The organism is Novosphingobium sp. PP1Y, from assembly GCF_000253255.1.
Classification (GTDB): Bacteria; Pseudomonadota; Alphaproteobacteria; order Sphingomonadales; family Sphingomonadaceae; genus Novosphingobium.
This window is the reverse complement of the sequence record NC_015580.1, coordinates 832180-846206: the sequence shown is the minus strand read 5'-3', so window position 1 is coordinate 846206 and position 14027 is coordinate 832180. Positions and strand designations below refer to the sequence as shown.

Genomic DNA, 14027 nt, shown 5'->3' with positions numbered 1-14027 from the left:
ATTCCTCGCGAACTTCGCATAGATAAACGGCGAAGGGTTCACCCCGATCTCCCGAAAATTTGCAAATGGTGGCACTGACATGAAGATTGCGATGGTTGGATCCGGCTATGTCGGTCTGGTTTCCGGCGCCTGCTTCGCCGATTTCGGCCACGACGTGGTCTGCATCGACAAGGATCAGTCCAAGATCGACCGGCTCCATGCGGGCATCATGCCGATCTACGAGCCGGGTCTCGACGCTCTGGTCGAAAACAACGTAAAGGCCGGCCGGCTCTCCTTCACCACTGACCTCGCCGAAGGCATCAAGGACGCCAGCGCGATCTTCATCGCCGTCGGCACGCCCTCGCGGCGCGGCGACGGCCATGCCGACCTCTCCTTCGTCTACGCCGTCGCGCGCGAAGTGGGTGAAAGCCTGTCGAACGACGCGGTGATCGTCACCAAGTCCACCGTTCCCGTCGGCACCGGCGACGAAGTCGAGCGCATCCTCAAGGAAAGCGGCACCAAGCACCGCGTCGCCGTCGTCTCCAACCCGGAATTCCTGCGCGAAGGCGCGGCCATCGGCGACTTCAAGCGCCCCGACCGCATCGTCATCGGTGCCGAGGACGATTTCGGCCGCGAGGTCATGCAGGAAGTCTACCGCCCGCTGTTCCTCAACGAATCGCCGATCCTGTTCGTCAGCCGGCGCTCGGCGGAGATCACGAAGTACGCCGCCAACGCGTTCCTTGCGACCAAGATCACCTTCATCAACGAGATCGCCGATCTTTGCGAGAAGGTGGGCGGCAACGTCCAGGACGTCGCACGCGGCATCGGCCTCGACAACCGCATCGGCTCGAAGTTCCTGCACGCCGGCCCCGGCTACGGCGGCTCGTGCTTCCCGAAGGACACCCTCGCGCTGCTCAAGACCGCCGAGGACTACGACAGCCCCCTGCGCATCGTGGAGGCGGTCGCCAAGGTCAATGACAGCCGCAAGCGGGCAATGGGCCGCAAGGTCATCGAAGCGCTCGGTGGACTGGACGCGGCCCGCGGCAAGCGCGTCGCCATGCTTGGCCTGACCTTCAAGCCCAACACCGACGACATGCGCGACAGCCCCTCGATCGCGATTGCGCAGGCTCTCGCCGATTCCGGGGTCACCGTGATTGCCTACGACCCGGAAGGCATGGAACTCGCCAAGCCGCTGATGCCCGAAGTGCAGATGGTCGATAATTCCTATGAGGCGATCGAAGGCGCCGACGCCGTGGTGATCGTCACCGAATGGGATGCATTCCGTGCGCTCGACCTCGAGCGGGTCAAGCAGATTGCCAAGGCACCGGTGCTGGTCGACCTGCGCAACATCTATAAGCCGGACTTCGCCGAAGCCGCCGGTTTCACCTACTATTCGATCGGCAGGGCCTGATCACAAGAGGGGCGGTAGCCCCGGCAAGACAGGCTGCTTCGGGCATGGCGCGCTGAGAGGCGTGCCGTGCCCGAAGTGCATCAGCTCACCGGAAACAGCCGGATCGAACCCGAAAATTCTTGATAATTCCCGCACCATCATAGTCTAATGATAAGAACGTGTTAAGAAGATGGAGGTAGTCCGTTCCAGACTAAGGCTGAATTGCAGCCTGAACGAGACTGCAGGATGCGAGGGTCGCAATGAACAAGGGTACCGGACTGACAAGGTCGACTGCTTCGAGAACGACCGACCAGGTCGTCGGCGAAGCGCTGCACCTCGCAGGCTCCGCAGTCGTGACTGCGGGGGTTGCCGCCGTTCTGGTTGTTGTTGCCGTTCCTGCGACTCTCGGCGTGGGCATCGCCGCCGGCTGGAAGGCCCTGCGCAACCGTCGCTGACATCTGCATGGTGCACCGATCCGGCTGCGGCTGAAAAGGCAAATCGGCGGTTCGCTGCCGAGCAGACCCCCGAAAGCCAACATCTGGCCGCGCCTCTGCTTCAACTGGTCAATTTTTAACGTATCTCGACGTCGCCCGGGTTGCGCTCCCGGCAGGCTATCGTCACCTTCCCGGCTGCACGAGGTCGGGCTCGCAGGTATTGCCTGCATGACACATGAGCCCCCGGCCTCTCCATCCATCCTTGGCCGCCGGGAAACTCACGATGCAATCGAAGCTCACGCGCCGCTACGTCTTAACCACAGCCATTACCGCGTCGACGGGGATCACTGCGCTGGTCCTTTCCCGCTCCTCATCAGCGGGCGCATCTACTGTGATCAGCGGCAAGACCTTCCAGGGCAATCGCGCCGCCGACGGCGTTAAGGGCGATGGTGGCGAAGGGCTGCGCGCCCAATCGAACTCGCTCATCCAGAACTGCAAGTTTCTCGACCTGGGCAATGGCGGCGTACGCGTACGCATGCCGGTCGACAATCTGTCCATCGAAAGTTGCGCGGCAAACAATCTCTACCGCTTTTTGGAAGTAACCAGTTCGGACAAGAGTGTCCCGGCAAACCTCACCAATTTCGTCGTGCGTTCAGTCACGGCCCGCGAGGTCGACCGGACCATGACCCGCATCCGCTACGGTTCGCATGACGGCACGATCGAGGACGTGAAGGCCTTCGGCAGTTCCAGGTGCGATCTTTACTGCGTGGGTTACCAGCTCGACGGCACCGCCCATGACATCACCTACACCCGGGTGGAAGCGCACGATTTCCGCGAAGCCTCGCGCCCCAAGGACAAGTACTGGAACGGCGACGGCTTTTCCGACGAACGCGGCAACCATGGCATTCGCTACATCTCGTGCGTTGCTACCGGCTGCAGCGACGGCGGATTCGACCTCAAGTCGGCGGACGTGCGCCTCGAAAACTGCATCGCACGTGCGAACAAGCGCAATTACCGCCTCTGGAACAGCGGCGAACTCCTGCGCTGCACAAGCGTAGACCCGCACCATTACGGCGGCACCGGCGGCAAGTCGCACTTCTCCTTCCACGGCGACGTCAAACGCTATGTCATCGACCAGCCCGTGGTCAAAGGATCGCCGGGAAATTCCGCGCCGGTCTTTTTCTTCGCAACCAAGGAATCGATGCACCTCGAGATCCGCAATGCGACGATCGACGCGCCAGACGCCCCCCTCATCCGGGTCGAAGGCCCCGAGCCGGTGATCACATGGGTTCCGGAACGGGATTCACAAAAGATCAAGGTGAAGCGGAACCGCGCCTAAAATCGATTGTTATACAATCCGGCAAACGACCCCGAACAGGCAGCGCCATGTATCGCCTGTTATCTACCTTGTGAAATTACCTTAACTCGGACGGCGTACGACATAGCGAGGCGAAAACCCGACGAGAGGACTGCTGCAGCGCACAATAAGCGTTCAAGTACCTCTTGAGGCAAGCTATCATTCGCTCCGACAGACAGCTATCGTCCGCTTAGTATTGAAGCACTTGGTACTGAGTCGATGAGAATAAAATTGGAACAACGTCGTCGCACCGGATTAACTTACCCCTTTTGGAGTAAGTCTTTGGCCTGATGCTCTAAACTTCAGGTAATAGAGCTGTGGCGGTGGATGCATTCGAACAGGGCAGACGCCATGAAGATATTCGTCACCGGCCTTCGAGGGATACCTCGTGTCATGGGCGGGATTGAGAGTCACTGCGAGGAATTGTTGCCGCGCATCAAGTCGGCCAACAACGACTTCGACATCAATGTCCTGTGCCGGGCGCCCTATGTCGACGCCGAGCGACGCACATTCGAGAACATCGTGCTCACTCCGCTCCCGGCTCCGCGCTCGCGCTCGTTCGAAGCGATCGTCGCTACATTCGTCGCGACGCTTTATGCCTGGTTCAAGAAGGCTAACGTCCTTCACATCCACGGCATTGGTCCGGCGCTCATGACGCCGCTTGCGCGCATCCTCGGCCTCAAGGTGATCGTGACCCACCACGGTGCGGACTACGAGCGTGCAAAATGGGGCGCGATGGCCAAGATGATCCTGCGCGTCGGCGAACGGTCGGGATTGATCTGGGCCCATCGCGTGATCGCGATTTCGCCCTCCCTGGCCAACCACCTGCGCGAGATTTTCCCTTCGCAGGCGCACAAGGTTTCCTACATCCCCAACGGCACGCCCAAGTTGCCTTCCGATGGGGTAGATTCCGCCGAAGTGCATGCCGCGCTTGGCCTTACTGGCAAGAAGTATGCGATCGCCGTCGGCCGCCTGGTGCCCGAAAAGGGCCTGCATGACCTTATCGAGGCGTTCCAGTCGGCAGAACTCGGCGCTGACTGGGTCCTGGCCATTGCCGGCGATGCCGACCACGATTCCGAATATGCGCGAGAACTTCGTGCACACGAAAGCGAACGGATCCGCTTTCTCGGCTTTCAGACGCGCCCGGTGCTCAAGTGCCTCTATGAGAACTGCGCCCTTTTCGTGATGCCTTCCTATCATGAAGGCCTGCCGATCGCGGCTCTGGAAGCAGCGTCCTGCGAGGCGCCGATGCTGCTTAGCGACATCGAGGCCAATCGCGACCTTGGGCTTGGCGAAGACTGCTATTTCCCGGTCGGCGATGTCGAACGGCTTTCCGGTCTGCTGGCAACCAATCACAAGGCGCGGAGTTCTGACTCCCGAACTGTCAAGAAGCGGTTCGACTGGGATGCAGCGGCGTTCAAGACCGCTGCGCTCTATCGGTCGGTTTCGGCAATTCCCAACGATACAGTCAGCATCGCTCGATCGGCTTCGCGTTCCGCCAAATAATGATGATGTCAGGTTCCGTACGAAAGAAGAAGGCCGTCTTCGTGATAAATTCCCTCGCCGGTGGCGGGGCGGAGAGAATCATGACGACCTTGCTACGCGCTTCCGCGCCCTGGCGGGAGCGTTACGATATTTCCCTGGTCCTGCTGGACAGGGAGCCGGACGCCTATGCCGTGCCCGACTGGATAGAAGTGATCCAGTTCGACTGCCGCGGCAAGTTCCTGCCCAGCATCATGGCGCTGCGCCGCCTCTATGCCCGCATGCGGCCCGACGTGACGCTCAGCTTCCTTTCGCGCGCCAATGTCGGCAATATCGTGGCCACCCGGGGGCTGCGCACCGCCTGCATCATCAGTGAACGCGTAAACAGCACTGCCCATTTCGCAGGGCGCCTGCGCTCGCTGGCCAGCCGCCTGCTGTTGCGCCTTACCTACCCCAGGGCCGACCACGTCATCGCCGTTTCCGATGGCGTGGCGCAGGACCTGCACGACAATTTCGCTGTCCCGCAAGACCGGGTATCGATCATCTTCAACCCCGTAGACCACGACCTGATCGAGGATCTCGGCGCGGGCGATCCGGCGGTCGCTGTCGAAGGCGAATATATCGCTGCGACCGGTCGGCTCGTACCCAACAAGAACTTCTCGATGCTGGTCGATGCTTTCGCCCAGTCCACGCTGCCCTGCTCGCTCGTCATCCTTGGCGAAGGACCGGAGCGCGAGAAGCTGGAAGCCCAGGTAGCGGAACTCGGCCTGCAGGACCGCGTCTACCTGCCCGGCTTCGTCGACAACCCATTCGCCGTCCTCAAGCGGGCAACGCTGTTCGCCCTGCCCTCGAATGCGGAAGGATTCCCCAATGGAATGGTGGAGGCGATGGCCTGCGGCCTGCCCGTCGTCACCACGAACTGTCCTTCCGGTCCATCGGAGATCCTCCTCAATAGACCGCGAGACGAGAACGAAGGCATGGTACAGTGCGATGCCGGCGTGGTCGTACCGACCAATGACCCGTCAGCATTCGCACAGGCCCTGCGCCTGGTTTACGATCCGGCCACGCGCGACGCGAAGGGCGCAAGCGCGGCGTCCATTACACACAAGTTCGATATTATGCAGACCACTGGCAGATATTGGGAGATCATCGACAGGTTGGCAGCTACCCGGCGCAAATCCGTCACGACACATCGCCCCAAGATCGCGGCAAGTGGTCAGATTTCTTGAAGTACGGCGTAAGCAGCACAAGACAGAAAATGAGGCGAACGATGGCCAAAAAGTGGTTTCAGGCTTTGACACTCACTCTCGCGCTGACCGCTGTCAGTGCACAGCACCCTACCCTTGCCGGCGAGAAGCCGCGCGAAAGCAGGGACGTGGAACTCCAGCTTGCCCCCGGAGACACGATCAAGGTTACCACTTACGGGCTACCGGCCCTGAGCGGGGACTTTGTCATTTCCTCGGAAGGTACAATCGCTTTCCCGCTCGTCGGCAACATCAAGGCGGCAGGTGTCAAGCCATCCGCCATCCAGGAGACGATCACTGCCGGACTCGCCAGCGGCTATGTGACGGAACCGAGTGTCGCGGTCGAGGTCGGCAGTTATCGTCCGATCTATATCCTGGGCGAAGTCGGCAAGCCGGGCGAATACCCTTACTCCTTGGGATTAACCATTAGGGATGCCGTCGCCAAGGCCGGCGGCTTCACCTACCGCGCGAACGAAAAGCGCGTCTACATCAAGGGCGCTGGGGAAGAGGACGAACACCCCTACAAGCTGACCGCAGGCATTCCCGTGGCACCCGGCGACACAATCCGCATCGGGGAGCGCTACTTTTGAATGACATGTCCCGCCTGCAACCGGCGAAGCTGAGTGAGAACCACCAGCGCGGTTGTGCCCGGACGTTCAGGGAACTGCGCCTGCTGCTGACGGCAGACCTCTATCGCTACGGCGGGCGCACGGACGCCAAGGCATTCTTGCGACACTTCCTGTTCACGCCGGGCTACAAGTACACCGTGCACATGCGCACTTGCGGCTATCTGAAGACCCTGCGCTTCAAGGCTTTCGGTCTCTATCCGCTTTCCAAGTGGATGCTGCTGCGCTGTCGTTACAAATACGGCATTGCCATTCCCGAATACACCGTGATCGGCCCCGGCCTGTTCATCAACCGGTTCGGAGGCATCTACATCAACGGGGATGCCGTGATCGGCGCCAATGCCAACCTGACCCACGGCATGATGCTGGGCCAGGCCAACCGTGGTTCTCGCGCGGGATCGCCGGTTCTGGGAGACCGCGTCTTCATCGGGGCCGGGGCGAAGATCATCGGCCATATTCACCTGGGTGACGACTGCGCCATCGGCGCGAATGCCGTCGTCACCAAGACCGTGCCCGAAAAGGGCGTGGTCGGCGGTAATCCGGGCAAGTTGCTCTCGGAAAATGGATCGGAAGGCTACGTCAATCGACTGGTACCCGAAGACCTGCTGCGGCGCTGCCGCAATGCGACGTCCATCGGCTCGAAAAACTGACCGGTTCCGGGGCGCACAGCCAGTCGCTGGCGGTGCGTTCCGGCAGGACCGCGCCCTTGCCTATAGCCCCTTGAACAGGATGCTGACGAAGGCGCGGTTTTCGCTGAAATCGCGTCCACTCGCCAGGCCCGAGCTGTCTTGTCCACGATGGCTGATACCGGCCTGCAGGGACCAGCGCGGACTCAGCAACCAGGTCGCCTTGACCTGACCGGTAAAGCGATTGTCGGTACGGTCGACACCGTTGTAATTGCGGTTCTCGTTGCCCGCCTCGAGGTGGAAGATCAGGTTGCGCTTCAATTCGTAATCGGCCTGGAGCGTTGCGGTCGTCTTCACGAAACCGCCCGCCTGGCGCACACCGGTTTCATTGGCGGTCCTGTCGATCTTGGCCGTCAGGGTCACCAGCGGCGTAACATAGTAGGCCAGTTCGCCGCGCAGCAGCAGGCCCTTGTTATCACTGAACAGCGGGTCCTTGTAATTCTGCCGCAAGTAGCCGGCACGCAGGGTTCCGCGCATCAGGTTGCCAACCGCAAAGTTCGCCCCCAGCGCCAGTTCGTATCCGGTGGAATCGCGTGCCGGAACCGGTCCGATGCGAGTCCGATAATCGCGCTTGTTGGCAGACCCGGCAGCGAAGATCGCGAAGCTCGGGCTCATCGTATATTGTGCGATCAAGCCACCCGTATAGACCGAGCGATTACGAAAGGACTGATCGACGATTTCGCCAAGATTGTTGAAATTGTCACGATAGTTCAGGCGTTGGTAGTCGACCGTCGCCTGCAGGCTTACGCGGTTGAAGCTGTGCCGGATGTCTGCATAACCTTCGGTCAGCTTGTAGCGGTTGGGCCGAATGATTCCGGTTGGCGAGTCCGGCGAAGACCGCTGTTCCGAATTGCGCGCATGCAGGACGTTCGCCTGAAAATAGGTCGTACTTCCCACCTGGTATTGCACGCCGCCCTTTAAAGCATAATCGTCGGTATTTTCCGAAGTCAGCTTGAAGAAACGCGTCGCCTCGTATTCGCCTGCCACCGACCATGAAAAACCATCGGACGGGCGCGAAATCGACAGGCGCGGGCGAAGGGTGACGTTGACGTCGCTGGTGCGGTCGTCTTCCCGGGCATAGACGTTGTCGTCGAATTCGGAAGTGACCGTAACCTGAGGCATAATCTGCAGCGAGCCCGCCTGGATCGGCACGGATGCATATTCCGGCCGCGATCGTCCGGTCACGCTTTCCGGTTGGTCCTCGTCCAGCGGATTGTCGCTGGCGCCCAATGTCCCGAGTTTGCTGAACGGGTCATACTTCTGCGCCATCGCCGGGACGGTCGTCGCCCCGAAGGCGACCACGGGAATACACGCCCCCGAAATCGCGCGCGCGATCACATAGGCCGCGGACATCGATGTTCTGTTCATACGGTCTGCCCTGCCCCGATATGTTTCGCCCGAACTGATTTGATCAACTGGTAGGCCGATTTGCGCAAGGACGCGGGCGTCCAGCGGGTGACGGCCAGCAACGCCAGAGTGCCCCAGCCTTCAGGCAAGGCGACATCGCGCAAGGGAATGCGGATGCGGCTGTCCAGCTTGAGCGAATAGCGCGTGTAATGCGCAATTTCCTGATTGATGAGGAGGCGCAGCAGGCGCTTCTCGCGCGGCCCCGCCCCGGAGAGCATCGCCCGCGCCGTATCGATGAGGCAGGGCGTCGAAAGCGTGTTCGTCGACTTGCTGACCTTGTTGGTGGAATCGCGGCTGAAGTCGGCGGTAAACCGGCAATCGTAGGTGAACACCGAATGGCGCATGGCCCTCAGCCAAAGATCCTTGTCGCCGCCGCGCACGGCCCGCCCTTCCGGAAAGAGGCCGGCATTGAGCAAAAGGTCGCGCCGCAAGGCGATCGCTCCGGTCCACATCGGGCATTCCCGCACTTCCAGCCAGGCTTCGAGGAACAGCGCGAAGTCCAGGACAGCCCCGTTTTCCAAGGATCGGGCGATGCGCTGCGGCTGGCTATGTGTATCGAACACATGGTTGAAGCGGGTTGCCGCGACACCGGCCTCAGGAGCCCTGTCGATGGCCCCTGCGAGCACTTCGAGATGATCCTCGTGCCAGAAATCATCGGCATCGAGAAAGGCTATCCAGTCGCCCCGCGCCTCACGAATGGCGAGATTGCGCGCGGCATAGCCACCCGGCCCGGGTCGGTCGCGGTCGAAGATGCGCACGCGTTCGTCATCGATGGCCGCCACGATTTCGCGGCTGCCATCGGTCGAACAATCGTTGACCACGATCACTTCGAACGGTGGCAGGCTCTGCTTGAGCGCACTCTCGATCGAGGCCGCGACATGATCGGCCTTGTTGTAGAGCGGCAATACCACAGAGAACTTTGGAGACGTCATTCAGAACCCCGATCAATTCACTGTCTTGCGGATCGACGGCCAAGAAATAGCCGCCAGTATTCACGAGTAGCAACGACCGAAAGGTCCATAGTGAGGCGCATCAACGCTATCTTGCGGCCAATAGTGAGACCGGGCGCCATCCAGACGCGTCTTATTCGTCTTGCTGTGTCATATAACGTGACTCCCAGAACTCTTGCAAGTCTTCCCGATGGTTGCGTTCTGTCCCACCGGCCACCGCTGAGCCTGCGACGTTTTCGGATTAATTCTTCCCGGGTAGCACGAACGGGGTGTCCGACGATCATTTCGGGCACATAGACGAGCGGATATCCGGCTCCGCGAATACGCAGCGCCATGGCCCTGTCGCCGCCCGACTTGAGGTTCTCGTCGAATCCGCCGAGCTTGTCGAAGATCTCGCGCCGGCTCATCCAGTTGGCCGTCGCGCAGTTGCCGCGGCGGGCGAAGGCCTGCGGAAAGCTGAAAAGACGCTCGTAATCGCTGAACAGGGCGTTGGAGAACTCACCCTCTTCGAACAGGCAGATCTGCCCTGCCAGGACACCGGCCTTGGGGTTGCGTCCGGCCCCTTCCAATGCCTTTTCCAGCCAATGGGGGTCCGGCCGGCAATCGGCATCGGTAAAGGCGATGTAATGCCCACGGGCATGCGTGAGACCGCGGTTTCGCGCGGCGTACGAGCCTGGGCGATCTTCCGTATAGACCACGACTTCCGGAAAGGCGCGCGCCAACTCCACCGTATTGTCCGTCGATCCGTTATCGACCACGATGACTTCGAACTGCCCGGCCGGGAGGGTCTGCTCGCGCAGTGCGGTCAGACACCGGCCGATCACGTCGCTGCCGTTCCAGACCGGAATGATTACGCTGATCAATGGTGGAGACATCGTTACCCCTGAAACATGCCCGGTATTGGCATTCACGAATGCACACGACGCTTGCCCAGTCCCTCCATGCGGTCAAGCGCGTCTCGCAATTGCGAAGACGAACCGGTCCTAATGCTGGCCAAGGCGTGCAAAGCGGCGATTCGCAGCAACTTAACCGCTATTTTGCCTCACCATGGCGCAGCAGGCCAGTTTTACCACCCTTGCCCTGTTGCGTTGCAGCGTGAAATCCGGTTTGCTTCACCGCGACACCTCCAATGCGCAACTGGACGATGCCCTGCACGGCCAGTTAAATGCGATCCAGCGGATTATCGTGCGTAACCAGAATGGCTGAAAACGCATCCTCCTGCCCGGTTGTCGTCATCTCGATGACCGATGCCCACCAGCGCCGCGCCGCGTTCTCGGCCCGTGCCCGCGACGCGAAAGTGGCATGGCGCTTCGTCGATGCCCGCACCGAGCTGGTCGAAGGCCTGAGCTATGACGAACAGGCGGTGGAGCGCAACAAGGGCCGCCAGCTCACCAAAGGCGAGCGCGGCTGCTATTCCAGCCACTTCGCCGTATGGCAGGGCATGGTGCGCAGCGGCACGCGGCAATGCATCGTCCTGGAAGACGACGTCATCGTCGACTGGGCTTTCCTCGAACAGCTTTGCGCGACCGATCTGGAAGCCCAGGCGATCCCCTATCTGCGGCTCTATGCCAAGGTGCCTACCTTCAGCCGCGTGGTGCGGCGCAATTTCCTGCAGCATTCGCGCTCTGTAGTCGAGCTGGTCGGCCATCCCTACGGGACGCAAGGCTATGCGATCACCCTGAGCGGCGCGCGGCGCTTTATGGACGCCTGCGCCACCGTCTGCCGCCCGATCGACGACCAGATGGACCGATCGTGGGACCACGGGGTGCGCAACTACGCCCTGTTTCCAGCCCCGATAGTCGAGGAGTTCGTGCCCTCCGGCATCGGCGCGGAGCGTTTCGGCGCGGGGCGCGGCGCTGCCTACCACGCCCCGCGCCAGCGCCTTGCGCGCTGGATCGACCGTCAACGCATTCGTGCCAAGAAACTGAGCGTCCTGCGTGGCCGGTGACACTTTCGCCAAGGATTCCTTCGCGTCCTCGCAAGGTGCGCGGTTCGACACGCAGCTGCGCAAGCAGAGCAAGCATTCGATCGGCTGGTCGATCCTGCGCTTCGCCTCAGACCAGGTCTTCTCGTTCATCGTCTTCGTGCTGCTGGCACGCCTGCTTACGCGGGCTGACATCGGCGCCTTCGCGCTCATGGCAATCTTCGCCGAAGTGTTCCGCACCATCAGCATGGCCGGCCTGACCCAGACCGTTGCCCGCGAATCGGAACTGACCGGCGCGTTTACCGACACCGTCTATCGCAGCCACATGGGCTTCTCGCTGGCGACAAGCGCCATCATCATCGCGCTGGCCCATCCCTTCGCCGCCTTCATGAATGCGCCGCAGATCGCGCTGCCGCTTCAGGTGCTGAGCATCGTCCTGCCGATTTCCGCACTGGGCCAGACGCACATGGCGCTGCGCCTGCGCGAGTTCGGGCACAAGACGACGGCGCTGCGTTCGGTCGCCAGCGGCATCGGCGGGGGCGGCACGGCCATCGTCGCCGCCCTGCTCGGCTTCGGCCTGTGGTCACTGGTGATCCAGCGCATCCTCACCGAGATTATCAGCACCATCCTGTCGCGCCATGCCTATCGCTGGAAGCCGGGCTGGGACTGGCACTGGTCGATCCTCAAGCGCAACCTCGGCATCAACGGCAGCCTCACTGCGGTACAGCTGGTCTACATCGCCACGACGCGCCTGCAGGAGCTGGTCATCGGCAACGTCATCGGCGTCGTCGCGGTCGGTATCTACCGCACGGCCTGGCGCACCGTCGACATCATCTCCAACGGCGCGATCCGTCCTTTCACCACGGTCGCCATGCAGACCCTGGCGCGCGTCAAGGACGATCGGGTCGAACTGGCCCGCGCCTACCAGTGGATGATCTCGAAGGCCGCAATCATCTCCTTTCCCGCGCTGGTCGGCTTCGGCGTGCTGGCGCCGCTGGCGATCCCCACCGTGTTCGGCGACAAGTGGGCCGCCGCAGGCGATCTTGCGCAAGTCTTCGCCTTCATGGCCATTCCCTTCACGCTCAACCAGTTCGCCTCGCCTTCGCTCGGCGCGCTGGGAGCGAGCAGGAGCCTGCTGACGATCTCGCTGACCCAGCTCAGCCTCACGGCGATCTTCACGCTCATCGCCGCGCCCTACGGCGTCTTCGCGGTCGCCTGCGCCTATGTCGTGCGTTCGTACCTGACCCTGCCCCTGCAGATCTTCCTGCTCGCGCGCGTTTCCGGGATCGGCCTGCGCCATACCTGGAGCGCGATCTGGCAGCCGCTGGCGGCTTCGGTGCTGATGGGCCTCGTCCTTCACCTCACCATGCCCGCCACCCGCGCGCTCGTCGCCCATCCCGGGGTGCCGGAACTGGCCGGCTCCTGGTTGGTTCTTTTCCTCAACATGGCGATCGGCGCGCTGGTCTATGGCATCACCGTGATCGCTCTCAGCCCGGTCTGGCGGGGCCTTGCCCTCAAGACCTTGCGAAAGTTTCGATGAACGAGTTTTCCCGCATGCCACAAAGACTTACCGCCCAGACCCTGATCCGCGCACTGGGAGAAGAACTGGGCAACGTCTTCTCGCAGACGATACCGGCCGGGCCGCTGGCCCTGGTGGACTTTCCCGATCACTCGAACGTCGGGGATTCTGCCATATGGCTCGGAGAAATGACGTGGCTGCGCGCGCAAGGCCGAACGCCTGCCTATACCGCTGCTCTGAACAACTTCAGCGTCGATGACCTTCGGCAGACCTGCCCTGACGGTCCGATCCTGATCCACGGCGGCGGTAATTTCGGCACGAGCTGGATGAAGCACGAGGAACTGCGGCTGCACTTGCTGGAAAGCTTCCCGGGCCGACCGATCGTGCAACTCCCGCAATCGATCCACTACAACGACGAAGCCGCGGCGGCGAAGATGGCGCGTGCGATCGAAGCGCACGGCGCCTTCACGCTGCTGACGCGCGATACCGCCTCGTTCGAATTCGCCCGGCGCCAGTTCGATTGCGACGTGCGGCTCGCACCCGACAGCGCCCTGATGATGGGGCCGCAAAAGCGCGATGCCTCGCAGGAACCGATCCTGGCGCTCCTGCGCACCGATCATGAACGCACCGCAGACACCTCGCCGGTGCCGGCCGGAGTGGAACAAGTGGACTGGCTCCACGAGGACAATGGTGAGAAGCTTCAGCTCAGGGCCCGGGCAAAGCTGGCTCGCCTGCTGGGACGGGGCGAGCAGGACAAGCGCCTGCGGCGCTACCAGGCCCTTGCAGAACGGCGCGTACAGCGCGGGCTCGCCATGCTTTCGCGCGGCCGCGTGGTCGTGACCGACCGACTTCACGCGCATATCCTGAGCGTACTGCTCGACATTCCGCATGTCGCGCTGGACAACAACTACGGCAAGGTCAGCGGCTTCGCTCGTCAGTGGACCGGCGTCTATGAAGGATACCGTAGCGCGACTACCCGCGCAGAAGCTTTCGAGATCGCCTGCGCGGATCTGGGCACCAACTGAGGCG

Annotated in this window: 14 protein-coding genes; 11 read left to right on the top strand and 3 right to left on the bottom strand. The window is 61.8% G+C overall.

Features of this window, described 5'->3' with window-relative positions; translation table 11 throughout:
- Positions 1 to 79: 79 nt before the first annotated feature.
- The 7 genes from PP1Y_RS10075 (at position 80) to PP1Y_RS10045 (ending at position 7162) form a co-directional block, all read left to right on the top strand.
- Positions 80 to 1390, top strand: a complete 1311-nt coding sequence (locus tag PP1Y_RS10075; protein ID WP_013832136.1) for a UDP-glucose/GDP-mannose dehydrogenase family protein — start codon at positions 80 to 82, stop codon at positions 1388 to 1390.
- 239 nt (positions 1391 to 1629) lie between these two features.
- Positions 1630 to 1824, top strand: a complete 195-nt coding sequence (locus tag PP1Y_RS10070; RefSeq protein WP_041558745.1) for a hypothetical protein — start codon at positions 1630 to 1632, stop codon at positions 1822 to 1824.
- 262 nt (positions 1825 to 2086) lie between these two features.
- Complete coding sequence (locus PP1Y_RS10065) at positions 2087 to 3142, top strand: hypothetical protein (protein WP_041558744.1); 1056 nt, start codon at positions 2087 to 2089, stop codon at positions 3140 to 3142.
- Positions 3143 to 3511: 369 nt separating this feature from the next.
- Positions 3512 to 4666, top strand: a complete 1155-nt coding sequence (locus PP1Y_RS10060; protein WP_013832134.1) for a glycosyltransferase family 4 protein — start codon at positions 3512 to 3514, stop codon at positions 4664 to 4666.
- Between the two features lie 80 nt (positions 4667 to 4746).
- Positions 4747 to 5871 (top strand): glycosyltransferase, encoded by a 1125-nt coding sequence (locus PP1Y_RS10055; protein WP_232512602.1) that lies wholly within the window; start codon positions 4747 to 4749, stop codon positions 5869 to 5871.
- Between the two features lie 41 nt (positions 5872 to 5912).
- Complete coding sequence (locus PP1Y_RS10050) at positions 5913 to 6476, top strand: polysaccharide biosynthesis/export family protein (RefSeq protein WP_013832132.1); 564 nt, start codon at positions 5913 to 5915, stop codon at positions 6474 to 6476.
- A 5-nt stretch (positions 6477 to 6481) separates the two neighbouring features.
- On the top strand, positions 6482 to 7162 hold the full coding sequence (locus tag PP1Y_RS10045; protein ID WP_013832131.1) for a serine O-acetyltransferase: 681 nt from the start codon (positions 6482 to 6484) through the stop codon (positions 7160 to 7162).
- Between the two features lie 60 nt (positions 7163 to 7222).
- Here the strand turns inward: PP1Y_RS10045 and PP1Y_RS10040 are convergent, their stop codons facing one another.
- Genes PP1Y_RS10040 through PP1Y_RS10030 form a run of 3 tightly spaced genes read right to left on the bottom strand, consistent with a single transcriptional unit; the run spans position 7223 to position 10466 of the window.
- Positions 7223 to 8566 (bottom strand): outer membrane beta-barrel protein, encoded by a 1344-nt coding sequence (locus PP1Y_RS10040; RefSeq protein ID WP_232512601.1) that lies wholly within the window; start codon positions 8564 to 8566, stop codon positions 7223 to 7225.
- On the bottom strand, positions 8563 to 9537 hold the full coding sequence (locus PP1Y_RS10035) for a glycosyltransferase family 2 protein (RefSeq protein ID WP_013832129.1): 975 nt from the start codon (positions 9535 to 9537) through the stop codon (positions 8563 to 8565). Before PP1Y_RS10035 ends, PP1Y_RS10040 begins: the two co-directional genes overlap by 4 nt.
- Before the next feature lie 17 nt (positions 9538 to 9554).
- On the bottom strand, positions 9555 to 10466 hold the full coding sequence (locus PP1Y_RS10030; RefSeq protein WP_148274935.1) for a glycosyltransferase family 2 protein: 912 nt from the start codon (positions 10464 to 10466) through the stop codon (positions 9555 to 9557).
- Between the two features lie 136 nt (positions 10467 to 10602).
- Between PP1Y_RS10030 and PP1Y_RS25985 the strand changes: the two genes are divergently transcribed.
- From PP1Y_RS25985 to PP1Y_RS10015, 4 genes are read left to right on the top strand one after another with little or no spacing between them, the layout of a single operon-like run.
- Positions 10603 to 10761 carry a hypothetical protein gene (locus PP1Y_RS25985; protein ID WP_158511842.1) on the top strand — a complete coding sequence of 53 codons (159 nt, stop codon included), beginning with the start codon at positions 10603 to 10605 and terminating at the stop codon, positions 10759 to 10761.
- The gene (locus PP1Y_RS10025; RefSeq protein ID WP_041558743.1) at positions 10754 to 11503 is read left to right on the top strand and encodes a glycosyltransferase family 25 protein; all 750 of its coding nucleotides are present in this window, start codon (positions 10754 to 10756) and stop codon (positions 11501 to 11503) included. The genes PP1Y_RS25985 and PP1Y_RS10025 overlap by 8 nt, the downstream gene beginning before the upstream one ends.
- Positions 11493 to 13019: a lipopolysaccharide biosynthesis protein gene (locus PP1Y_RS10020; protein ID WP_013832126.1), complete on the top strand. Its 1527-nt coding sequence runs from the start codon at positions 11493 to 11495 to the stop codon at positions 13017 to 13019. Before PP1Y_RS10025 ends, PP1Y_RS10020 begins: the two co-directional genes overlap by 11 nt.
- On the top strand, positions 13016 to 14023 hold the full coding sequence (locus tag PP1Y_RS10015) for a polysaccharide pyruvyl transferase family protein (protein WP_051010008.1): 1008 nt from the start codon (positions 13016 to 13018) through the stop codon (positions 14021 to 14023). Before PP1Y_RS10020 ends, PP1Y_RS10015 begins: the two co-directional genes overlap by 4 nt.
- The last annotated feature ends 4 nt before the right edge of the window (positions 14024 to 14027 follow it).